The sequence below is a fragment of the Aureispira anguillae genome (genome assembly GCF_026000115.1).
In the GTDB taxonomy this organism is placed as follows: Bacteria; Bacteroidota; Bacteroidia; order Chitinophagales; family Saprospiraceae; genus Aureispira; species Aureispira anguillae.
The window spans coordinates 5,654,650-5,677,278 of sequence record NZ_AP026867.1 but is presented as its reverse complement, the minus strand read 5'-3'; the positions used below and the strand labels follow the sequence as shown (position 1 = coordinate 5,677,278).

15 protein-coding genes and 2 tRNA genes are annotated in these 22,629 nt (G+C 35.4%); 11 read left to right on the top strand and 6 right to left on the bottom strand.

The window, feature by feature from the left end:
• Nucleotides 1-78 precede the first annotated feature (78 nt).
• The 10 genes from AsAng_RS22205 (at nucleotide 79) to AsAng_RS22160 (ending at nucleotide 13,365) form a co-directional block, all read left to right on the top strand.
• Complete coding sequence (locus AsAng_RS22205; protein ID WP_264789299.1) at nucleotides 79-1,053, top strand: hypothetical protein; 975 nt, start codon at nucleotides 79-81, stop codon at nucleotides 1,051-1,053.
• A 171-nt stretch (nucleotides 1,054-1,224) separates the two neighbouring features.
• Nucleotides 1,225-1,710, top strand: a complete 486-nt coding sequence (locus tag AsAng_RS22200; protein WP_264789298.1) for a hypothetical protein — start codon at nucleotides 1,225-1,227, stop codon at nucleotides 1,708-1,710.
• Between the two features lie 123 nt (nucleotides 1,711-1,833).
• Complete coding sequence (locus AsAng_RS22195; RefSeq protein WP_264789297.1) at nucleotides 1,834-2,652, top strand: 2,3,4,5-tetrahydropyridine-2,6-dicarboxylate N-succinyltransferase; 819 nt, start codon at nucleotides 1,834-1,836, stop codon at nucleotides 2,650-2,652.
• A 214-nt stretch (nucleotides 2,653-2,866) separates the two neighbouring features.
• Nucleotides 2,867-5,965, top strand: coding sequence for a sensor histidine kinase (locus tag AsAng_RS22190; protein WP_264789296.1), 3,099 nt, complete (start codon nucleotides 2,867-2,869; stop codon nucleotides 5,963-5,965).
• 69 nt (nucleotides 5,966-6,034) lie between these two features.
• The gene (locus AsAng_RS22185; protein ID WP_264789295.1) at nucleotides 6,035-6,787 is read left to right on the top strand and encodes a LytR/AlgR family response regulator transcription factor; all 753 of its coding nucleotides are present in this window, start codon (nucleotides 6,035-6,037) and stop codon (nucleotides 6,785-6,787) included.
• Nucleotides 6,788-7,005: 218 nt separating this feature from the next.
• Entirely contained in the window at nucleotides 7,006-7,635 is a 630-nt protein-coding gene (locus AsAng_RS22180) for a DUF4920 domain-containing protein (protein WP_264789294.1), read from the top strand.
• Nucleotides 7,636-8,015: 380 nt separating this feature from the next.
• Nucleotides 8,016-8,088 (top strand) — tRNA-Lys (locus tag AsAng_RS22175).
• Between the two features lie 49 nt (nucleotides 8,089-8,137).
• A tRNA-Lys gene (locus AsAng_RS22170) sits at nucleotides 8,138-8,210 on the top strand.
• Nucleotides 8,211-8,691: 481 nt separating this feature from the next.
• The gene (locus tag AsAng_RS22165) at nucleotides 8,692-10,533 is read left to right on the top strand and encodes a flagellar motor protein MotB (RefSeq protein ID WP_264789293.1); all 1,842 of its coding nucleotides are present in this window, start codon (nucleotides 8,692-8,694) and stop codon (nucleotides 10,531-10,533) included.
• Nucleotides 10,534-10,776: 243 nt separating this feature from the next.
• On the top strand, nucleotides 10,777-13,365 hold the full coding sequence (locus tag AsAng_RS22160; RefSeq protein ID WP_264789292.1) for an OmpA family protein: 2,589 nt from the start codon (nucleotides 10,777-10,779) through the stop codon (nucleotides 13,363-13,365).
• 128 nt (nucleotides 13,366-13,493) lie between these two features.
• Here the strand turns inward: AsAng_RS22160 and AsAng_RS22155 are convergent, their stop codons facing one another.
• The 5 genes from AsAng_RS22155 to AsAng_RS22135 all read right to left on the bottom strand — a co-directional run bounded on the left by AsAng_RS22155 (nucleotide 13,494) and on the right by AsAng_RS22135 (nucleotide 19,786).
• On the bottom strand, nucleotides 13,494-14,276 hold the full coding sequence (locus AsAng_RS22155) for an OmpA family protein (protein ID WP_264789291.1): 783 nt from the start codon (nucleotides 14,274-14,276) through the stop codon (nucleotides 13,494-13,496).
• A gap of 651 nt (nucleotides 14,277-14,927) precedes the next feature.
• Nucleotides 14,928-16,946: an excinuclease ABC subunit UvrB gene (uvrB, locus tag AsAng_RS22150; RefSeq protein WP_264789290.1), complete on the bottom strand. Its 2,019-nt coding sequence runs from the start codon at nucleotides 16,944-16,946 to the stop codon at nucleotides 14,928-14,930.
• An 89-nt stretch (nucleotides 16,947-17,035) separates the two neighbouring features.
• Entirely contained in the window at nucleotides 17,036-17,455 is a 420-nt protein-coding gene (locus tag AsAng_RS22145; protein WP_264789289.1) for a hypothetical protein, read from the bottom strand.
• Nucleotides 17,456-17,860: 405 nt separating this feature from the next.
• Nucleotides 17,861-18,529: a phosphatidylserine decarboxylase family protein gene (locus AsAng_RS22140; RefSeq protein ID WP_264789288.1), complete on the bottom strand. Its 669-nt coding sequence runs from the start codon at nucleotides 18,527-18,529 to the stop codon at nucleotides 17,861-17,863.
• Nucleotides 18,530-18,700: 171 nt separating this feature from the next.
• Complete coding sequence (locus tag AsAng_RS22135) at nucleotides 18,701-19,786, bottom strand: gliding motility protein GldB-related protein (RefSeq protein WP_264789287.1); 1,086 nt, start codon at nucleotides 19,784-19,786, stop codon at nucleotides 18,701-18,703.
• A gap of 417 nt (nucleotides 19,787-20,203) precedes the next feature.
• On the opposite strand from AsAng_RS22135, the gene AsAng_RS22130 reads away from it, so the two are divergent.
• The gene (locus AsAng_RS22130; protein WP_264789286.1) at nucleotides 20,204-21,115 is read left to right on the top strand and encodes a PorT family protein; all 912 of its coding nucleotides are present in this window, start codon (nucleotides 20,204-20,206) and stop codon (nucleotides 21,113-21,115) included.
• Nucleotides 21,116-21,207: 92 nt separating this feature from the next.
• On the opposite strand, the gene AsAng_RS22125 is transcribed toward AsAng_RS22130, so the two are convergent.
• On the bottom strand, nucleotides 21,208-22,434 hold the full coding sequence (locus AsAng_RS22125) for a leucine-rich repeat domain-containing protein (protein ID WP_264789285.1): 1,227 nt from the start codon (nucleotides 22,432-22,434) through the stop codon (nucleotides 21,208-21,210).
• Between the last annotated feature and the right edge of the window lie 195 nt (nucleotides 22,435-22,629).

Here is a 22,629-nt window from a genome sequence, read left to right as displayed (position 1 = left end):
GGCCTGAAACTACTTTCTCGTTAAGGAGGTTAAGTACTTTTTTGGTGATTTTTAAAAGGAATTGTATATATTTGCGCTATGAAACTTAATAACCTTAATAATGCACAAATAATCAATATATTATGGTTGATATTTGTGACCAGTCTAACATTGGGTATTGTTATACCAACAGATTCAATTTTTAACCATTTTTTATCTGCTCATGCTATTTCCATTATGTTGTTATTTTTGGGAGTAGGTTTTATGGGGCTTGTCTTCCGAAACAATTTGGTTATCTTTTCTAATTTTTTGGCCTGTATTGTATTGTGTTCTTTTATTAAAGAGTCATTAACACAAGAATTTACCTATTCAACTCCTACGGACGATATTCAAATTCGTGTAGCACACCTAGTCCTCGATAATGAGGATGAAATTGCTAACTTTGACCAATCGTTTAAGGGGCTAGAGGCTAATTTCCTATCTATACAGACTCCTATAGAGCCTAGTTTAGAGGAAACATTAACTAAGAGGCTGTCTGCTCAAATGCCTTATTGGAAAAAGATTATTTGTAACAATGACTTAGCAATGTTTGTTTTTTCAAAGTATAAATTGCAAAATATCGACACCTTATATTATTCTGGTAATAACACGGTTTCCTTGGTAGGAACCATGTTTATTGATAGTGTACACGAAGAAATTTCTTTTTTGAATACACGGGTGCCTATAGATAAGGGAATGAGAAGGCAGACCGAACAGCATTTGGCAAAATTGAGCAACTATATTAATACCAATTTTCAAGACAAACCATTATTGACGTTTAGTGGTACTCAATTGACTTCGTGGACACCAGAGTTGCAAGAGTTTAAAAATGTACATCGACTAAACGATAGCGAAATTGATTTACAATTGGCTACTAGAGATGAACATATCTTTTATTCGAAAGATTTAGTTTGCACTGCATTCGATAAATTTTTTGATGGAAATGGGGTAATTGCTACCTATCAATTTAGAGCGCCTTCTAAAGCAACCGCTCAACATACTTATGCTAATGGTTTGGAGGGAGCTGCGTTATAGTATTTGAAAAAAATTGCTTTTTACTAAAGAAAATAAAAGCCCCCTATTGAAAGGGGAGCTAAAAGCCTGCTAAGCTTCTGTGTTTAGCAGGTTTTTTATTTCTAGTAGCTCATACTTTCTATCAAAAAAAGCTGTATTATTGCAATTAAGAGAATAAAAATCATACAGAATATGACAAAAATGCAAGTCGTGTCTTCTCAGTGGACACTTACTTTAAAACTTCTTCTTCCTACTTTTTGGTTTTGTTTTTTTGGAGGGTTGACCATCGTTTTATTTTTTACCCCTTTAGACAATATTGGAGAACCTTTTACTCCGACCACAGCAAGGCTAATGATGGTTTCTTTTGTCTTGTCTACCGCAGGAATTTACTACCTAATGTTTTCGCCTATTAAGTGGGTGGCTATGGATGCAGAAAAACTCTATGTATCTAATTTTAGAAAGTCATTCCAGTATACTTATGATAGTATTGCTAGGGTAGAAGAGAGCAAAATGCTTTTTTGGAATAAGGTAACCATCCATTTTCATGAACCTAGCCAATTTGGGCAAACCATTGTTTTCTTTGGAAGTTATTATTGGTATTATTTTTTAAAGAAACACCCTGAAGTTTTACAACAGTTATTGCCTGCTGAAATTTTGAAAAATCTAGAAAATAAGTAATTTTTAATAAGATTGTTAAGGTTTTAAATTAGAAAGATTCTTTGGAAGAGTGTACTGGGTGATTGATAGGGCAAAAAGTCAATGACAAGGTTATCTAATAATCAGAGAACAAAAAATAATAAGATGGAGAACACACTAATTAAATCAATTGAAAACGCTTGGGAAAATAGAGAATTATTAAAAGAGGCTTCTACTCAAGCACAAATTCGAGAAGTTATTAATTTATTGGACAGTGGCGAATTGCGAGTAGCTGAACCTACTGAAGAAGGATGGAAAGTGAATGAATGGGTGAAGAAAGCAGTTGTTATGTACTTTCCTATTCAAAAAATGGAAACGATAGAATTGCCTCCCTTTGAATTTCACGACAAAATTCCACTAAAAAAGAACTATGCTGAATTGGGGGTACGTGTTGTTCCTCATGCCATTGCTCGCCATGGTGCTTTTGTTGCGCCAGGTGTAATTATGATGCCGAGTTATGTCAATATTGGTGCTTATGTTGATTCTGGAACAATGGTAGACACTTGGGCTACGGTTGGTTCTTGTGCTCAAATTGGCAAAAATGTGCATTTGAGTGGTGGAGTTGGTATTGGTGGTGTTTTGGAGCCTTTGCAAGCTGCACCTGTAATTATTGAGGACAATTGTTTTATTGGCTCTCGTTGTATTGTTGTAGAGGGAGTAAGAATAGAAAAAGAAGCAGTGTTGGGGGCTAATGTAACGATTACCCAATCTACTAAAATTATTGATGTGTCAGGTCCAGAACCAATTACATACAAAGGGCGTGTACCTGCTCGTTCTGTTGTTATTCCTGGAAGTTATACCAAAAAGTTTCCAGCAGGGGAATACCAAGTATCTTGTGCGTTAATTATTGGGCAACGAAAAGAAAGCACCAATAAAAAAACGTCTTTAAATGATGCTTTGCGTGATTTTAATGTTGCGGTATAGGCAATAACACTTGTTGAAAAACAGAAGTTTTACCTAAATTTCTTAGAAATAGAGGCGGCTATTCACCATTTTGTGAAGAGTCGCCTTTTTGTTTAAATGTCCATTAATTAACTTATTTGTTCCTTTCAACTAGAAAAATGAAGCAATTATTAGATGGACTTGTTTGCTTCAGCAGACATGTTTATCTTGTTTCCTCATATTTAAAATATATGCTATGTGTATAAGTTTGGGCAAGCAATGGATAATGTGCTGTAACTTATTTATTTTATTAATGTTGACTGGTCTGTATCTACAGGCTCAACACCCCTATGCTTGGAACTTAACAGTCGAGGATGGATTACCGAGTTTAGAGGTCTATGATTTGTATCAGGATAGCAAGGGGTATATGTGGATGGGAACCGATAAGGGGCTGTGTAAATACAATGGTAGGAAATTCTTTTATTATCACAATGAAAAGGAGTTAGGGGAGGCAGTATCTGCACTGCAAGAAGATAATGAAGGTCGAATTTGGTTGCGAAATTTTAAGAATCAAATCTTTTATGTGGAGGAGGATAGTATGCATTATTTTGAGCCAATGGAGGCATCAGGAATAACTAGAGTAGAGCATTTGGTTGTAAGCAATACCACTTTATATGTAGCAGGTAATTCTAAAAAAGGCAGTGGTATTTTTAAATATGATCTGAAAAATCAAATTTGGGATACTTATTTTGTTCCATTTTCTAGTGAGGAGGGAGAGTATCTTAAAAAACAGATTTATGATATGGGGCTGTTTAAGGAGGAAGGTTTGGTAGTATCTGCAACTTCAGGAATATTTGCCTTAAAAGAAGATAGCCTCCATTTATTGCCTTGTGATAATTTAGAAAAAAACTTATTGGTCTCAATTCAACAGACCCGTTATAGAGCATCTTTAGTTCTGACGATGTTGTTAGAGTATGAAGGGGCTTTATGTCTTTCTCAATACCCTCCTTTTTTATACAATAGGCGTGGTTATTCATTCTTTAGGTATAATAAAAATGAAGAGTCGCCCTTTTTTGAACGATTAATAAAGGTAGAAAAAATAGCAAGACAAGAATTTATTTATTGCCGAGAGTTAGCAGATGGTAGCCTTTGGCAGTTGACTTCTAATCATGGGGCTTTTAAAATTATTGACTCAGCGTCTATAGGAGAGATAGAGGGGAGCATGAGGCTGTTTCCCAATGAGGGAGTCTCAGACTTTTTAGTCGATCATGAGGGGAATTATTGGGTAAGCAGTTTGAGTAATGGGGTATATATCCTACCTCAATGGTTGTTAAATGTTTACCCTATAGAAGCATTAAAAGAAACAGAGATTACCTATCTAGAGAAAGGACCTCAGGATAATTTATTAGTGGGAACTTCTAATGGTGTGTTTTGGATCTACAATAGTCCTTCCAATCAATGGACTTCTTATTTGGGCGATTCTTTGGGGGAGACAATTAAGTGTGTCAAATATTTTGAAAATAAGCTATTGATTGTCTCTTCGTTACGAGTACTAGAGGTTGATTTAGAAACAAAAGCAATAAATGTAATACAGAATGTTGGGTGTAGTACTTGGCAAAATGTGAATTTTTATAAAGATTCTACCTTTGTTTATTCAGGAGGAAAGGAAGGTGTTTCGATGGTTAATTTTAGAGATAGATGTCGTGCTGTGATTGGAAAGCACTTTCCTGCTATGCGGGAAATAGAATGGTTACATCAAGGAAAGCGAAGGCATTCCAGAAGAATAGCAAGAAAGCGAAGCAATTGGATTCTGGTAGATGAAGAGCAGGATCGTTTTTTAGCTGCATGGGTCGATACCTTGATGTGTTACCCCGAACAAGGGGGAGGATTTCCTATCTTAAGTAACGATAAACAAGCGATTCAAGCGACCTATCTAAGTCGATCTAAGGAAGGCGTTATTTGGGGGTGTACAATCAATAAAGGTGTTTATGGTTTGGACAAAGATTTGAAAGTTATCCATCATTTTACAACTAAAGATGGCTTAATCAGTAATAAAGTAAAACGAGCAAAAGCTGCTGGAGACATTTTATGGTTGTTAACAGCAAGCGGGCTTCAATCTTTTAATATAAAAACAAAAGAAAACCATATTTACACCTTAGAAGACGGCTTGCCAACATTAGAGATAAAGGATTTAGAAATCGTGAATGATAAGGTTTGGTTAAATACTTCAAAGGGCTTGGTTTCACTTGATACTCAATTGCCAAGTGAGAATACAACTCCACCCTTGGTTTATATCAAGCGAATAGCCATTCACGAGGTAGATACGACCCTACATCCTTCTTATGAGCTGGATTATACCCAAAATAATTTAGTTATTTATGTAGAGGGAGTAGCTTATCGAAGCCGAGGCAAATTTAAGTATCAATACAGAATGCTTGGAGTGGACAGTAGTTGGATAACACAATCCAGCGCAGTTGATCTGATGCGTTTTCCTCAGTTGGAGCCCAAAAACTATACGTTTGAAGTAAAGGTGTTAAATGAAGATGGTGTGGTAAGCAAGGAGGTGGCGAGGGTTGAATTTGTAATTGCTCCTCCTTATTGGCAAACGTGGTGGTTTCAGGGGGCGCTCTATTTGTTGGGGACATTGATGATTGTTGGCGTAGTACTATTTAGGGTTCGCCAAAAACAGAAAGAAGAAAGGCAACAAAACTTGGTCAATGTCTTAAAAATGGAGGCGTTACAATCCCAAATGAACCCCCATTTTATCTTTAATGTATTAACCGCTGTGCAAAATTTGTGGCTGCAAAAAAAGAACGAACTAGCCATGGAGCTACAATCTAACTTTGCCAAATTGTTGCGCAAAATCTTTCAGTATTCTAGCAAAAAGGCGATCCCTATTGAACAGGTAGAAGAATTTCTGAATAATTATTTGAGTTTAGAACAGATTCGTTTTGAAAATCAGATTGACATTAGTTTTGAAGTAGAGGAAGAATTATTGGATGGGGATTATGCGATTCCTCCCTTGTTAATCCAACCAATTATAGAAAATAGCTTTAAACATGGCTTATTTCATAAAACAACCAATCGTCAGTTAAGTATTGTACTCAAGGAAGAAGGTCGCTATCTTTATGTCAGTGTAGAAGACAATGGAGTAGGGCGACAGGCAAAAAAGAAGCAAGAGCCAGCTCGTTCATCGGGGTTGACCACAACTCAGGAGCGCTTAAAAATCTTGCAAGAAAGCATAATGAATCAGTCGCACCCCCACAACAATATAAAAATAACCGATTTAAAAGATAAAGCAGGCAAAGCCTTAGGAACAAAAGTGGAACTTTGGATTCCTTTTGTTGACCTATAATGCTTTTGATGGTTGATATTGTCTGTAGAGGATTGGAACAATACATTAAAAAACTAAACCAATTAAACAATGCAAAAAATTAGAGCTATTATTATAGAGGACGAGCCACAAGCTCGTGAAATGTTGATTACCTTGTTAGAGGATTATTGTCAAGATGTACACATTATAGGAGAGGCAAGTAATGTAAAAGATGGAGTGGCTTGTATCAAAAAGCTGTTACCCGATTTGGTCTTTTTGGATATAGAGATGCCTAACGAAAAAGGCTTGTCATTATTTAAGTATTTTGATAAAGTTGACTTTGAGGTTATCTTCACAACAGCTTACGATCAATATGCTATCAATGCTTTACGTTTATCGGCTTTAGACTATTTATTGAAACCAATTGATTTAAAAGAATTGAGAAATGCTTTAAATAGCTATAGAGATAAAAAGCACCAAGCCTATATTAATCAGGCTTTGAGGTATCAATTTGCAGCCGAACAACAAACTACTCAGTCCAAACGAATTGTTTTGCCAAGTGGAGAGGGCTATGTATTTATTGATATAGAAAATATCATGTATTGTCAGGCAGAGAAAAGTTATACTGCTTTTGCTGTCGTGGATGGCAAGAAATACTGGGTATCAAAAACAATAAAAGAATACTCCGATTTATTGGAAGGTTTTGGCTTTTTGAGAGTGCATCGTTCTTCTTTGATTAATCCTAAATTTGTTTCCAAATTAATTAAAACTCGACCGAGTTCTGTTGTTATGCAGGATGGTCAAAATATTGCAGTATCTAAGAGTCGAAGAGAGCATTTGTTGGAGGAGTTGTTGAATTTGTAAGTTGTAGATAATAAAACGGCTGCATATTATCTCTTTAAAAGAACAGGAGGGAGTGGTTCAACTCATGCGCCCATCTATTTATTGTTGTCTTGTATTCTATTAAATCTTTTCAGTATAAAAAGGTACATTCTTTTTGTGATTTTCTTGTTATATTTGCAAATGATGGAAGTTAGATTTAATCTAAAAAAATAACTATTATTTTAATAAAACTAGAAATTATGTTACGCATATTGTATTTAATAGTACTAGCTTATACTTTTGCTGCTTGTACGAGTGATAGCACTGCTACAGGAGATAAGCACGATAATCACGAACACCATGACCACGACCATGCTGGACACGATCATGAGGGACACGACCACGACCATGCTGGGCACGATCACGATCATGACCACGATCACGGTACAGTAACAGAAGGAGATGGAATTCATTATGGAGCAGAAATAACCCCTGATGGTGGAATTGCTTTGGCTGATGTATTAGCAAAAGTAGATGGAGGAGAAGGAGCTGAAGACTTAGACTTAGGGAAAGGGAATATAGTGAAAGCAATAGCTACTAAGGTAGAAGGAGAGGTTTCAGAGGTTTGCAAAAAGGCAGGATGTTGGTTAAAAATGGCAACTGCTGATGGGAAAGAAATTTTTATTGCAACGAATCATGAATTCTTAGTTCCTGTTGATATGGTAGGTAAAACAGTGGTTGTCGATGGCAATGCTTATAAATCTGTTACTACCGTTGATGAGTTACGTCATTTTGCAGAAGATGAAGGTCAATCTGCTGAGGAAATTGCTAAAATTACAGAGCCTGTTTCAGAGTATAAGTTGTTGGCAAAGGGCTTAGTGATTAAATAAATTGAAGCCTGGATGTATTTTTTCTTTGCGTTTCAACTGTGATTGGAATGCAAAGAAATGATCTAAGCTGTTTCACTTATATGGTGAGGCTTATTAGAAATTTAAAAAACTGCAACGAATTATTCTTTGAAATAAGTTGCAGTTTTTTTTTGACTTAAATAGATTTGTTCTGTTTTATTGCCTTAAAGTGCAATCTTTTGATTATTAGTGCACTGTGTTGGTGGGGGGAAGGAGGAGATAGAAGTATTAGCACCTAAGTGCTTTTCTTTTTCTTGAAGAAAGTGTTTTTTTTTGAAAAAAAAACTATAAAAATTTGCAGTTGTTTAAAATATCGGTATATTTGCAACCGCTTTGAGGGAATAACATTAAAGCAAAAGGTAGATTCCGTAGCTCAGTTGGTAGAGCATTTGACTTTTAATCAAAGGGTCCTGGGTTCGAATCCCAGCGGGATCACAACTTTTTAAAAAATAAATTTTTGCTTGAAATAACCTTAATGCAGGTAGATTCCGTAGCTCAGTTGGTAGAGCATTTGACTTTTAATCAAAGGGTCCTGGGTTCGAATCCCAGCGGGATCACATCTAAAGCTTCTTTTGACTTTTCAAAAGAGGCTTTTTTTTATGCCTACCACAACCCATATAGCGGCACAATTTCTGAAACAAACCTTACAAAATTATTAATATTCTGTTAAAAATAACTCTAAAGTAAGGGCTATTTGGGACAGCTTCTTTTAGGAAGGATTGTTAAGCTTTTTTTTATAAGGAAGAAAACAATAAAATATTGTTTTGGGCTTGAAAAACCTGTAATTCTTTATTTTAAGAGCGATTTGTTTACCTAAATTAACCTTTTAGAGCTTAAACAAGACTACTCAATGATTTTATTATCTTTAGATTGTTATTTCAGAATAAAACAAACTATCTTTGCATAGAACCATACTGCCTTGACTCAATTAAGGTATAATAGTTGCTCATTCCTAGTTAGTTTTGTATTTTGTTTTAACAAAAACAACTATACTTTTATATAATTTTCAAACAATCAATAATAATAAAGCCAATATAGATGAAATTACATTCACATATTGTCGTGCTTTTGATACTTTGTATGTCAGTCAGCCAGTTATCAGCACAAACTGCTGATGCGCTCATCAATAAAGCCAACAAAAAATACAAAGAGCTTGATTTCCAAGAGGCTATTGATCTCTACGAGCAGGCATTAAAGAAAGAAACTAAACCAGCAGCTCTTTTTGCATTACCCAATTGTTATCGAAAAATAGGAAACTATCTAAAGGCGGGGCAGTGGTATGCCAAAGCAGCAGAACACCCTGAAGCACCTTCTGAAATTTTTTATTATTATGGTTTGTCTTTGATGGCCAATGATAAATTTGAAGAAGCAGAAAGCCAATTTACCAAATTTAGAGAAATGGAAAGCGCTCAATTGCGTGGTCATAATATGTTGATTGCTTGCAAGCCTGAAGTGCATAAAGATTTGCTAAATGCAGGGGCTTTGTACGATGTTGAAGTTGTTCCTAATATCAATACTCCTTATGATGACTTTGGAGCTGTGTTTTTTGGAAAAGGGGTTTTGTTTAGTTCTGACAGAGATACAACAAAAGTATCTAGTTATAGAGGTTCATGGTTGTATAAACCATTTATCCAATCGTACTTTATAACAGCGACTATGAAAGACAAGGATACCAAAGAATTTCAATATGGCATTCCATCTTTGTTTAGTAATGAATTGAATATGAATTACCACGATGGACCAATCCGTTTAGATGGTATTCAGCAAACGGCTTATTATACAGTTTATGGTACGAATGATAAAAAATCAAATCGCAGAGCAAACATCTTGAATACTCAAATTGCTTCTAGCAAACGAGTTGGTGAACAATGGACTAAACCTAATCTAAAATTGGGAATAAATAGTAGAGAGTATTCGGTTGCCCATCCATCTGTTACACCAGATGGAGACAAAATGTTTTTTGCTTCAGACATTCCTGGAGGTTTTGGAGGTTTTGATTTGTACGTAAGTTATAATGAAAATGGAGAATGGTCTAAACCTATGAATTTGGGACCAGAAATAAATACAGAGGGGGATGAAGTGTATCCATTTTTTGGATTGGATGAAAACTTATATTTTTCCTCGGATGGGCAAACTGGAATTGGAGGTTTTGATATTTATTATTCGAACCAAACGGGTGGTAGATGGTCGCCTGTTACCAATTTAGGCGCTCCCTTAAATTCTGAGAAGGATGAAATTTCTTATATTATGGATTCTTCAGGGACTTATGGTTATTTTGCCTCTAATAGAGTTCCTAAAAGAAAGATGGATATTTATTACTTTAAACGAGTTGCACTAGAGTCTCAAATTTTAGTATTTGATAAGTCAACAGGGCAAGGCGTTGCAGGGGTAGAAATACAAAGTGAATGCCTTCCTAAAAACCAAAAATGGGTCACTAATATCGATGGTCTTATTTATGCTCCACTACCGTTAGAGCGCAATTGCAAGTTGATGTTGACCTCCGAGCAATTTACAGATACAGAAAAAGACATTTCAACAGTGGGGTATGTTCCTGGTTCAGAACTTTTTATTAATGTGCCTTTAAAATTAAAAGAAGCAGAGTTTAAAGTAGAGGGAGTGATCAAAAAAGCGTATAATAATGAACCAATTATAGATGCCACAATTACACTAATTAATGGTTGTGGTGAAGAGCAAGTTGTAATTCCTATTTCACATGACGGAAGATACTCAATGACTTTATCTAAAGATTGTTCTTATGTGTTGAAAGTAGAGCGAGAAGGCTTTTTTACCAATACACAAACATTCTCTACCAAGGGATTGCGTTTGTCCAAAACATTTACCAAAAATATAGCGATGCCAAAATCTACTGGTTCTTTTTGAGAATAGGTAGTTAATCATATCATCTGAAGTCATCCCGAATTTATTTCGAGGATGACTTTTGTATTCCATATAAATTTTAGACAGATTACGGCTTAAAACGAGAACGATAAGACTTCTTTAGAACATTGTTGATTTTGCTACTTAAGTAACTAAGCAGAATTGAAATAACGATTGCATAATTTAAACCCAAATTATTGTCATTTTTCTACCTTTAAAAGAACGTCTCTTATTTGCTACTTTATCATGAATAAAAAATATTATCTACTTGTACTTTTTTTGTTTACAGGGATCTATGCTCATGCGCAACACAATGAACTAGCGCAAGCTAATACCCATTATAAAGCCTTTTTATTTAAGGAGGCGATTCCATTGTATGAGCAAGCCCTTGCTAAAGATCCTTATTTAGGAGACGCTATGGTTAATCTTGCTCATTGTTATTATTATACCAACAACATCGCCAAAGCGGCAACATGGTATGCTAGGATCTTAAGATATGATGGTTATCAGCAATATGCCTTTGATTATGGGCAAATACTCAAAATGAGCGCTAAATATGCAGAAGCTAAGAAATGGTTTAATGCATCTATAAAAAATAACCATACAAAGGGAATGCATTTTGCAAAATCTTGTGACTTTGCTTTAAAAGCAGCTCCACTTAGTCAGTTTTATGAGGTAAAAGCATTGCCCAAGCTAAATTCTAAGAGTGCAGATTTTGCGCCAACACTATATGACGATGATTTGATTTTTAGTTCTTCTAGATCGGTTGCGGTCGAAAAACAGGGAGAGGTTGCTTGGACCAATGATGCTTTTAATCAGCATTATATCGCTACCAAAGATAATCAAGGAACAATTGATGCTGCAAAGTCTTTGCGTTCCTTTATTGGGAATGATATTAATGATGCACCAATGAGTTACTTGCCAGCTAGAGATATGGTTGCCATAACCTCTAATAATTTTATGGATGGCATTCGTCATGTAGATGGGAGTGGCTTGATGATGGATATTTATTTATACAATAGTAAGTCTAAAAAAGAATGGGATCATAATAGTGAGCAGTTCTTTCCTTTTAATGCAACAGTAGACACTAAAACGCCTTTTTCTACGGGGCATCCTTGTTTGACAAATAATGGAACTACCTTGTACTTTTGTTCCAATAAACCAGGAGGATACGGTGGTTATGATATTTATGTGAGTCATAGAACTGCAACGGGTTGGACCTTGCCTAGTAATTTAGGGCATCCTATTAATACGGCAGGAAATGAAATGTCTCCATTCGTAGATAAAACAGGACGTTTATATTTCTCTTCCGATTGGCATCATGGTTATGGCGCTATGGATGTTTTTACTGCCAATCGTTATAGCTATGGCTGGGGCAATGTTGAAAATATGGGAAATAAGGTCAACTCCGCAGCAGACGATATGTATTTTGTCTTTGATTCAGATAAAAAGGTGGGGTATTTGTCATCTAATAGAGAAGGAGGAAGAGGAAATGAAGATATTTATCAGGTGATTCAAAAACAAGTTTTGCCAACTCGTAAAACTCTAGCCCTAAATATTGGAGATAAGTTTTTATTAGACGATCGCTATTTTCGTTCTGGGGATGCAACCATTCAAAACACAAGCAGCAAACAATTATTTGATATTTTGCAACGCTTATTGGATAATCCAAAAGTTGTTATCCAAATTAATGGTTACACAGATGCTGCGGGGCCTGCTGATAACAATTTAACGTTGTCCAAAAGTAGAGCTGCTTCCTTGGCGAACTTTTTTATTGCTAAGGGGATTCGTAAGGAACGCATCAAGAGTACAGGATATGGAGAAAGCTTTTTAGTCAATAAATGTAGTGATAATGTACCTTGCTCTAGTGAAGAACGAGCAGAAAACCGTAGGATTGAGCTCTTTGCTATTGGTTCAATTGATGAGGGTGGAGTGATTAATATTTCTTACGATGCTGCACCAGCTCCTAATGCAGATAAGATTGTTAGCGAAGCAGTTGCTTTAGCAGTTGCCAATCATAAAGCGGTAGCTAAATCTTCTTCTCGATCTTCTTCCTCCTCTTCTTCTTCTCGGAAACCAACTCGAAAATCACATTATGCGATTGGAGATGTGATTGAGGTGGCAAGTGTTTTTTATGAACATAGTAAGTCTAGTGTTGATGAGCGTAAATCACCAGGCCTAAAACAGCTCTTAGAAATTCTAAAGGAACATACACATGTTGTTATTGAGATCGGGGCGCATACTGATGCTACGGGTTCTTCAAAGTACAACAAAGAATTGTCAGAGAAACGTGCCCAGTCGGTCAAAAAATACCTAGAAAAGAAAGGTGTTTCTGCCGCTCGATTGGTCGCCAAAGGTTATGGCGAATCTAAACTATTGAATAAATGTAAAGATGGCGTTCGTTGTTCGGATAGCGAACATGCTAAGAATAGACGGACAGAGTTTAAGGTTATCGCTCAAAAAGGATTTAAAGTTGGGGATGTGATTAAGGTAGATCATATCAATTATGAACTGAATAAGGATAAGTTGGATATGAAAGACTCTAGAGGGCTTACAGAGATTATTCAACTCTTAAAGGCAAATAAAATTAGTGTTGAAATCCGTTCCCATACCGATTCTAGAGGCTCTTCTAAGTATAATTTAGAATTATCTCAGAAACGTGCAAAGGCAGTTTATGATTATTTAGTCAAAAATGGAATCAATAAATATCGCCTTAAATATAAGGGTTATGGAGAGTCTAATTTGTTGAATAAATGTAAGGATGGGGTTCGTTGTTCGGATCGTGAACATGCCCAAAATAGACGAACTGACTTTAAAGTTATTGGTTTGCGATAAGGATAGACCACCTAATACCAATAGAATGTAATGCCACTAGATAGCTTTGTTGTTTAGTGGCATTATAATAGTACAAAAGAAGGGAATATAATTGGGGTGATTTAATTCATTAGACAAAGCAATAACTGTTAATTTTGAACACTACTTGGTACTCTAATTTTATCAACAACATTTAGTACTTTATTATTTTTATCTAAGATTCTAAATTCAACCCTTCTATTAAATTGACGACCGAGTTCAGTATCTTCTCCATTAGAAAGCTCATTTAATGCAATAGGAGTAGATTCCCCAAATGTCTTTTTGGTAATTCTACTTTTAGAAATTCCATGTTGAATAATATAATTTTGGGTAGCAGTAGCTCTACGTGAAGATAAAGCTCTGTTGTATTCGATAGAACCACGAGCGTCGGTATGTGCCAAAATATTGAGTTGATAGTCTTTGTTTTGTTTTAGAACCATAATCAAACGATCTAATTCCATTTGTGCATCTTTTCGAATATTCGCTTTGTCAAAGTCAAAGAATATGCAATGGACATTTTGTATCTCTTTATATTCTGAGGCAATAGATTCAAATGGCGCAACGGTCTTCCCTGTTTTTTTAGGAGGGATGTATTGGCAAGTCGTATTGCAGTTTTCTTTTAAATAACTAAAATCAATAATTCTTGCATTTGCAAAACCAGCTTGTTTTACCGCTGATTTTGTAGTTTCTGCCTCTTCTTTGGTCGCAGCATCAATATAATAGCGATAAATATAATTAGCATCTAATGTTTCATAAACCTTATCAAGGCTGCCAAAGTGACCATCAGGAACAGGTTCTGCAAAAGCTGCGACTTCAACTGCAAAAGGAGCTTGTTGAGCAAATAGAGAAAAGGATAGTAATAACAAAGGAAGTATAGATATTATTTTGTTCATAAATTTATAGTGTTTGATTTTTTAAACAAGTTGATATATATAAAGTTATGTTATATTCTAAAGAAAGAAGGCCCCAATCTTGCCAAAAGCAAGTCATATAATGCTATAAAAATGACAAAGTTTCACAAAGGTGAGTGAACCTACTTTTTGATTTATAGATGCAAAAATATAAAATATATCCTTAAGAAATAACTATAAGTAATATATAATAGTTGTTATTTCCAGTACTTAAGATAGTATTCGTTTATATCTAGCTAATGTTTCAAAATTGGCTACTTTGTTCATTATTAAATGATTCAAAGAATATTGTCGTAAATTTCGTGTACAAGCATTAAGTAGGGTGCGCAAAAAGCGTTATCGCTATTGGAAATAGGTATTTTATGAATCTAAGTTTGGGCGGAATATTTTTTGAAACAGATACAAATCTACTTTGATTCACTCAACTGGGAAACAAAATTAGTAAGAGGGGAGATCTAATCCAATTCAAATCAAAGCGTAAGATGCTTTCAATTTTGTTATTGTTGGGAATTGTAACTAATCGTTTTAGGGAGGTAGAAACAGATCGCTAAAACGGATAGCTGGGAAGAAATTGATTGTTAGAAGTTGTTTAAGACGAATCTTAAACAACTTCTTCGACTAAGTTAAGAAAATCTATCCAAATTTCTCTTGATATAACTGTTTTAAAGCTAACATTTCATCTCGATGTTCAGCAGCAGTAAGGAAATCCATATCCTTAGAGGCGCTTTGCATTTTCTTTTTAGATTGCTCAATTGATTTTTGCAGTTGTTCAGCACTCATATATTGAACAACAGGGTCGGCAGCTAAATTATTGGCTACTTCATCCGATTGCAAATAATTTGGAGCGCCAACAACAACGGTTTGTTGCATGATCTCTTCTTTTGACTTGTTGATGGTCGTTGGGGTGATACCATGTTCTTTATTGTAAGCCATTTGTATAGAGCGACGACGAGCGGTCTCATCTATGGTAGACTTCATCGACTTGGTTACTTTATCGGCATACATGATAACACGACCATTCGAATTTCGAGCAGCACGACCAGCCGTTTGGGTTAGTGAACGTTGGTTTCTAAGAAAACCTTCCTTGTCGGCATCTAAAATGGCTACGAGGGCTACTTCTGGTAAATCAAGCCCTTCTCGTAACAAGTTGATACCAATCAAAACATCAAAAACACCCAATCGTAAATCCCTGAGGATTTCTACTCGTTCTAAGGTATCGATTTCAGAGTGGATATATCGACATTTGATATTTAGCCGAGACAAATACTTGGCTAATTCCTCAGAACTTCGTTTCGTAATGGTTGTAATCAAGACCCTTTGATCTAATTTGATACAATTGTCAATCTCTTCCAATAAGTCATCAATTTGATTGGTACTTGGACGAACATCAATAGGAGGATCTAGTAAGCCCGTTGGTCTGATAATTTGCTCTACTACTGTGCCATCTGTTTGCTGCAATTCATAATCAGAAGGAGTAGCACTTACAAATAAGATTTGATTGATTTGATTTTCAAATTCATTAAAACTCAGTGGTCGATTATCATAAGCTGAAGGTAAGCGGAATCCATGATCTACCAAGGTGGTTGTTCTTGCACGGTCACCGCCATACATTGCCCTAAATTGAGGCAGTGTAACATGACTCTCATCAATAATCATAAGATAATCGTCAGGGAAATAATCCAATAAACAAAAGGGTCTTGCACCAGCCTTTCGACCATCAAAAAACCTAGAATAATTCTCAATGCCCGAACAGTAGCCCAATTGGCGCATCATTTCTAAGTCTAGTGTTACCCGTTCTTGGATTCTTTGGCTTTCTTCGTACTTATGTTCATTATTAAAGTACTCAATCTGACCGTGAAGTTCATCTTCAATATCATGGATGATGTCCTTCATCTTGTCTTTTTGTGCGACATACAGATTGGCAGGAAAAATAGCAATGGTTTCTAATGCTTCAATACTTTTTCCTGATTCAATTTCAATTCTTTCAATTTCTTCGATTTCATCGCCCCAAAAAGTAATCCTAAAACCATCCTCAGTATAAGGCAAATTGATATCTACAGAGTCGCCTCGAACTCGAAATGTTCCCCTACTGAATTCTACTTCTGTTCTAGAATAGAGACTATCAACGAGCATGTATAAAAATTTATTGCGACTCAATACCTGTCCAGTTTGTAGCCGAATAACACTATTTTTATAATCATCAGGATTACCCAAACCATAAATACAAGAGACAGAAGCTACCACAATAATATCTCTACGCCCAGAGAGCAATTGAGAGGTTGTCCTTAGGCGGAGTTTGTCTATTTCTTCATTGATAGCCAAGTCCTTCTCTATATAAGTACCTGTTGAAACAACATAAGCTTCTGGTTGGTAATAATCGTAATAAGAAACAAAGTATTCTACCGCATTATCAGGGAAGAACTGCTTGAATTCGCCATATAATTGGGCGGTTAAGGTCTTATTGTGTGATAATATAATGGTAGGGCGCTGTGTTTTAGCAATGACATTGGCCATGGTAAACGTTTTACCAGAACCTGTTACTCCTAGTAAGCATTGTGATTTTTCGTCGGCATTTATTCCTTTTACGATTTCTTCAATGGCTTGGGGTTGGTCTCCTGTGGGTTTGAAGGGGGAATTGAGCTGGAACTTCATAGTTTTTTTTCTACAAAAATAAAAAATGCCTTTCAAAGGAGAAAGGCATTTTTTAAAAATTTTATTTCAATGCTATGTAATAGAGCATATTATTGTTCTACAACCATTGTACTTTTAGCTGCACTGCGTTTTTCAACAGCAGCAGTTTTTTTAGGAGTTGCATTAACACTAGTTGCTTTAGCTTTAGAACAAGTCTTAGTCGCACCAGCTTTAGATTTGCAACAAGCTTTAGTGGTTGTTCCATTTACAGAAGTAGCTTTGGCAGCAGTAGACTTAGAACAAGCTTTTCCACCAGCTTTAGATTTGCAACAAGCTTTAGTCGTAGTAGCTGTACTTACAGTAGCAGCTGATTTAGAGCAAGCCGTTTTAGACTTGGTACAAGCTGTTTTAGATTTTGAACAAGTTTTGGTAGTTGCAGCTTTAGTTGCAGCAGCTTTGGTTGCTCCTTGAGCATAAGATGTTCCTACAGATACAAAAGCAAACATCAAAAGCAATAATAGATTTTTCATAATTATTATAGTTAGATTTAAGTTTAACATTACTTCGTGTAAAAATCACATTAGGTTGATTATTACTGAAATTAGGTTTTGTTTTTTCAACGTATTAAAACAATAATCAACCTGATGTAAGATAGTTTTTTATCGAAAAACTAAAAACCACGTAGTAGCACCACAGGTACCACAAAGTCGCAGCGTAGCTAATCCACAAAGCATTAGTTTAAATAGTCTTGTTATTTAAAAACACAATTTACCCTTTTTCTAAAAGTATACCAAATTTGAATTAAACTTAACAAAACTATAAGAGATTGCGTTCAATATGTTTTTTTTAGTGCTTCTTTGTTTTGATAGTCAGAGTGTTAATCCTGTTTTTGTAGCGTTTTTTTTATCGATAAAGGTGCTAAAAAACAATTAATCCTATTTTAAATGACCAATAACCGACAAATTACCTTGTACCATGTCGTCCAATTTAACATTAATTTCTGTCCCTAATGGTAAAAATAAATCAACTCTTGACCCCAATTTTATAAAACCCATATCCTCTCCTTGTTTGACTTGATCCCCTGCTTTTAAATAATTGACAATACGTCTGGCTAAGAAACCAGCAATTTGGCGCATAACCAATTGTTGCCCATTTTTTAATTGGTAAGCAACGGTTGTTCGTTCATTTTCTGTAGATGCTTTGGGATTCCAAGCCATCAAAAACTTGCCTGGGTGGTATTTGCTGTATTGAACCGTACCACTTATTGGGTTTCTATTGACATGGACATTAAGTGGAGACATAAAAATAGAAACTTGAATACATTTTTCTTTCAAAAATTCATGCTCTGTGGTTTCTTCAATAACAACAATTTTACCATCTGCGGGAGCATAAATGATAGAATCGTCTTGTTTGGCGATTTGACGAATAGGATTACGAAAGAATTGTAAAATAAAGATTAGCAAATCAAAAGCAACAAAGGTCAATACAATTTGCAGCCAAAATAAGTCGCTAGGAATTAATAGCCAAGTAGCAGCAAGTATACCAATACAAACTAAACCAACCAATGTAATCGAAGCCTTACCTTCTTTATGAAAACGGAACATAACCTTATATTTAAATACCTTTTTATACCTGAGCCCAATTTTTTAGCTACAAAAAAGTTGCTTGACAAAATGTCCCTATTTATAAAGGGCTAGGTAGAAACTAGTTTTTGTGAGAATGATTAATTAAAGGGAGCAAATATACAGTTTATTTTCTAATCCTGTTTACCTCTATTACAATTTTGGCGGTTTGTATTTTGCCAAGAATTTTTGAGGATCATTTTCTTCCATTATAAGGGTTAATACTTTCTGATCAATAGCTCTGTCGGATAGGTTGGGCTGGGTTTGTTTGAGGCTAGCTCTAAGTTCTTTGGCGTAGGACAAAATAATTCGATATCCTAACCAAGAGCCACTGTTGCCAGGAAGATCAAAATTAGGTTTGAAAGGGCCTTTGGTTACATATTTATTGATTTTTTTTGAATTACTAGAATACATCAATTCTTCATCACTAATGTGCTCATAAAGGGTGAGTTCTCCTTTTTTACAATAGTTCATTTGAGTCGTTGAAAAACCAAATAACAGACTATCTTCTACCGTAGGCAAAAGCAAATCGGTTAAGTAAAATATTTTTCCATTATAAAGCATCAAATCAATTAAGTGATTACTTTTAGGACTTGCCCATGTCGAAACAAGATTTTGAGCCATTGCATCGGCCGCCTTTGCTACTAAATGTTCTTTGGAACAGGTACGCTGGTCGTATTTCGGCATTTTCAGAAAAGTATAGGGAGGGTATCCCTCTCCCAAGGCCATGTCCAAAGGCAAGCCAACAAAACCTTCTTCTACCACAGCTAAGCGATCACCATGATATTCAGATAGGTAGGTAAATGCTTTGCTTAGAGGAGTGGCATCAGGAAAATAATATTGGTAATAGGAGGCTAACTCATTGAGTTCTTTTTGTACTTGGGGGAGTGCGCCAAAAATCTGTTGAACAGTATCGTATGTATATTGTGCATCTTTATAATTAAGATAGCCTAAGACTTGACGACTTTCGGAAGCTTTGTTCCTTACTCCCAATACAGACATTAAGAACCCTGTGGCAAATTCAGGGTGTTTTTCTTTGAGCTTTTGCAAGCCAAGATCTATATTATTACTATCTAAGGCAAAAAAATCTTGCTCAAATCGAATTAATTCAACCGTGCCTTTTATTTCTTTGAGGTCAGGTATATATTGCGTTTCTACAATGGTTGATTCGCAAGAAAAAAGTAAAAAAACAAAACAACTAGATAGAAAAAAAGCGTTAATTATTTTGGGTGTTTGCATATTGTTTATGATTTTGTTTTGTGATTTTAGGATAAGGCTAAAATTAGCCTACTATAAAATATTTTTTTTGTAATGTTAAATGCTTGAAAAATAGTCTGTTATTGATGTGGTAAGCGTGTTTTTTTGAATTATTGGATAAATAAAATGATATTTTTTATCTTTTTGCAGAAAAAGAGCCAATTTACTGAATGGAGCTTTTGGTATGGTATATTTAAATAAGTCTAATAAAACGAATAACAAGCCTTTTAAATTAAAAAATCACTTGTTTGTTACCTTATTCCGCTAGATAGCAGCGGAGTATGATTGTTAAAAAAGGTAGAAATTCCTTTATACAAAATTTCAGAAATACAATCTCATTAAAAAACAGTGGAATAAAAATTAATCAATTTTGCTTATTCCTCTATAAAAAGAAATTTTATGTTAAGAAAAATTGCCATTCTAACGATATTATTAGCGCAGGTAGTATATGTAAAAGCGCAAGAAATAAAATTTGGAGTTCATGTTGATCCATTTATCTCTTTTTTGGGCAGCCAAGAGAAGCAAGTGGCTAGCGATGGAATCAATGGGGGTACAGCCTTAGGTGTTGAAGTGGAATACCGTTTTACAGGAGAAGAAAATTATGCCATTACATTTGGGCTAGACTTTGCATTAAATTCTGGAGGCTCTCTATTGTATCGATACGGTGGAGTTTTGTTTCCAAAAACAGATTTAGACCCAACAGTATTTAGAGATATTGCAGGGGGCGCTTTACCCAACAATAATACTGGATCAGAGCTGGATTTACACGCATTTACTAAAGTGAATTATCGTATTAATTACCTCCAATTACCAATCGGTCTAAAACTTAGAACCAATGAATTAGGAGGATCTTATATGCGTGCTTTTTTCCATATTCCACTCATCAAAATTATGATTCCTGTTACTGCTGGTGCTAAGATATTTAGCCCTGGCGATGTAGCTGCTTCGGCAAATGGTTATGTAGACGATGTAACGGGGTATCGTATTCCAGCAGGGCAAGAAGCTTCTGTAGAGCCAAATGTATGGAAAGACATCACTCCAATTCAAGTGAGTCTTGGTGCAGGTGCTGGGGTAGAATTTACGCCAAATGCAGAAGGCGGATTGCGTTTATATGCTGGAGTTTATTACGATGCAGGAATTATTGATGTTGTTGGTGGCTTTGGTGGTGAAATGACACTTAGAGCTGCTGCTACAGTAGACGATCCTGCTACTGCTATTGACGAAAGTTTAGACATTAATGCAGCATCTAAAACAACCAACCCTTATAATATGATGCACAACATTAATCTTAAGATAGGAGTGCTGTTTTAAGATTAGTTTGTCAACCTTAAAGAAGTAGGGACTTCTTTACCACACTATGATTAGACTTCAATAGCGTCTGCTGTTGAAGTCTAATTTTTTTGCTATAAATCCTCCTCGGTCATAAAAATAAAAGGACGATCAGCTACAGCCGTATAATTCTCTGGATAATCACCGACTAAGATATGGGTCGTAAACGGATTGATCTCTGTTGTGAAACGAATATGTTTTGTGGTGATTTGGTTTAATTTATTTCGGGTAGCAAAAGAAACAATACCCAAAATAGCAATGGACGCTTGTTTGGGCAATTGTCCATCAAAGGTGCCCCCACACCAATTTAAAATTCTCTCCTTAGCAGTTTTTCTAATGGTTTCATTAGCGTCTGATAATGCTTGGAATAGATCTACCAAGGTGAGCTTTTTTAGTGCTTCATCTTCTTTTAGGAACAAGGCCAAAAAGAGATTTTTCTCTCGCTCAGAAGCATAACTTTTTCCATGATTGACGAGTACTTCAAAATGCTTTAGGGATTTATTTTGCAAGAGGGTATAGGTAGTTGGAGCATTGGTGGCTGCAATGGATAAATACTTGATATTGGGCAACTGTTGAATGGAATGAATAACATCAGGAACCCGAAAAGAATTATCCTGTGCATATAATTTTTGTAGCTTTTTTAGTTTTGAAAAACTATGAGGGAGCACTTGTAATTGGTTTTCTGCAATATTTAATACTTCCAGTTCTTGAAAAGATTCCCAAAAATCAGGCAATTCTTTTAGCTGATTTCCCCATATTTTTAATAATTGGATCTGTTTTTCTGCCAGAATGATTGGCGGTAATTTTTGCAATCCAAAACCTCCTAAATCTAATAAACTCCGTCCAGTATGTTCTCTTTTTTTTAGAAAAGGCAGAATTTCTTGCCGTATTGCAGTTGTCCCATATTTGAATAAAAAACGATTCATTGGATGACGGTTGCTAGGAAAATGCTGATGAAGAAGCTTGGCTAAAAGCGTAAGATCCAGATTTAATGTTTGAGCTTGTTGTTCTACAGCGAGCGCTACACTTTGTTGTCGGGACGAAGAGGGCTCCAACAGCGGAATTAATTTTTTGAGCTTGGTATGTTGACTCCAATAGGTTCTAAAAAAAAGATAAATGTCATTTTCTAGTTCCGTTTCTTGGGCCCAAATTATACGATTATAAATCCAATAAACATCGGTTACTAGAGCAGGAATTATACCACGTCCTCTGATTAGTTCAAAAGCCAATAAGACGTTTTTTAGGTCTTTGTCTTGAGCCAATAAGTGAATTTTTGATATTTCGTCAGGGGTATAAGACATGACATTTTATTTCTAGTGAATAGTTATTATCTGTTATAGCGTGATCAATTTAAGAATGTTCTTAGACCTATTTAATATTAATAAAAAAAGTGGAATAAGTACATCTTATAACAAAATTTACTTTTTTTTGTTCCCTGTATCTTAGCTCTAAAGAAAAGCGTTCCAAATTTTAGTAAAAAAGGCAGTATCGAACAA

Coding starts and splice junctions, on each gene's coding strand:
- AsAng_RS22190 (WP_264789296.1), top strand. CDS start 2,867: ATGTGTATAAGTTTGGGCAAGCAATGGATAATGTGCTGTAACTTATTT.
- AsAng_RS22195 (WP_264789297.1), top strand. CDS start 1,834: ATGGAGAACACACTAATTAAATCAATTGAAAACGCTTGGGAAAATAGA.
- AsAng_RS22160 (WP_264789292.1), top strand. CDS start 10,777: ATGAATAAAAAATATTATCTACTTGTACTTTTTTTGTTTACAGGGATC.
- AsAng_RS22205 (WP_264789299.1), top strand. CDS start 79: ATGAAACTTAATAACCTTAATAATGCACAAATAATCAATATATTATGG.
- AsAng_RS22180 (WP_264789294.1), top strand. CDS start 7,006: ATGTTACGCATATTGTATTTAATAGTACTAGCTTATACTTTTGCTGCT.
- AsAng_RS22155 (WP_264789291.1), bottom strand. CDS start 14,276: ATGAACAAAATAATATCTATACTTCCTTTGTTATTACTATCCTTTTCT.
- AsAng_RS22165 (WP_264789293.1), top strand. CDS start 8,692: ATGAAATTACATTCACATATTGTCGTGCTTTTGATACTTTGTATGTCA.
- AsAng_RS22125 (WP_264789285.1), bottom strand. CDS start 22,434: ATGTCTTATACCCCTGACGAAATATCAAAAATTCACTTATTGGCTCAA.
- AsAng_RS22135 (WP_264789287.1), bottom strand. CDS start 19,786: ATGCAAACACCCAAAATAATTAACGCTTTTTTTCTATCTAGTTGTTTT.
- uvrB (WP_264789290.1), bottom strand. CDS start 16,946: ATGAAGTTCCAGCTCAATTCCCCCTTCAAACCCACAGGAGACCAACCC.
- AsAng_RS22130 (WP_264789286.1), top strand. CDS start 20,204: ATGTTAAGAAAAATTGCCATTCTAACGATATTATTAGCGCAGGTAGTA.
- AsAng_RS22140 (WP_264789288.1), bottom strand. CDS start 18,529: ATGTTCCGTTTTCATAAAGAAGGTAAGGCTTCGATTACATTGGTTGGT.
- AsAng_RS22185 (WP_264789295.1), top strand. CDS start 6,035: ATGCAAAAAATTAGAGCTATTATTATAGAGGACGAGCCACAAGCTCGT.
- AsAng_RS22200 (WP_264789298.1), top strand. CDS start 1,225: ATGACAAAAATGCAAGTCGTGTCTTCTCAGTGGACACTTACTTTAAAA.
- AsAng_RS22145 (WP_264789289.1), bottom strand. CDS start 17,455: ATGAAAAATCTATTATTGCTTTTGATGTTTGCTTTTGTATCTGTAGGA.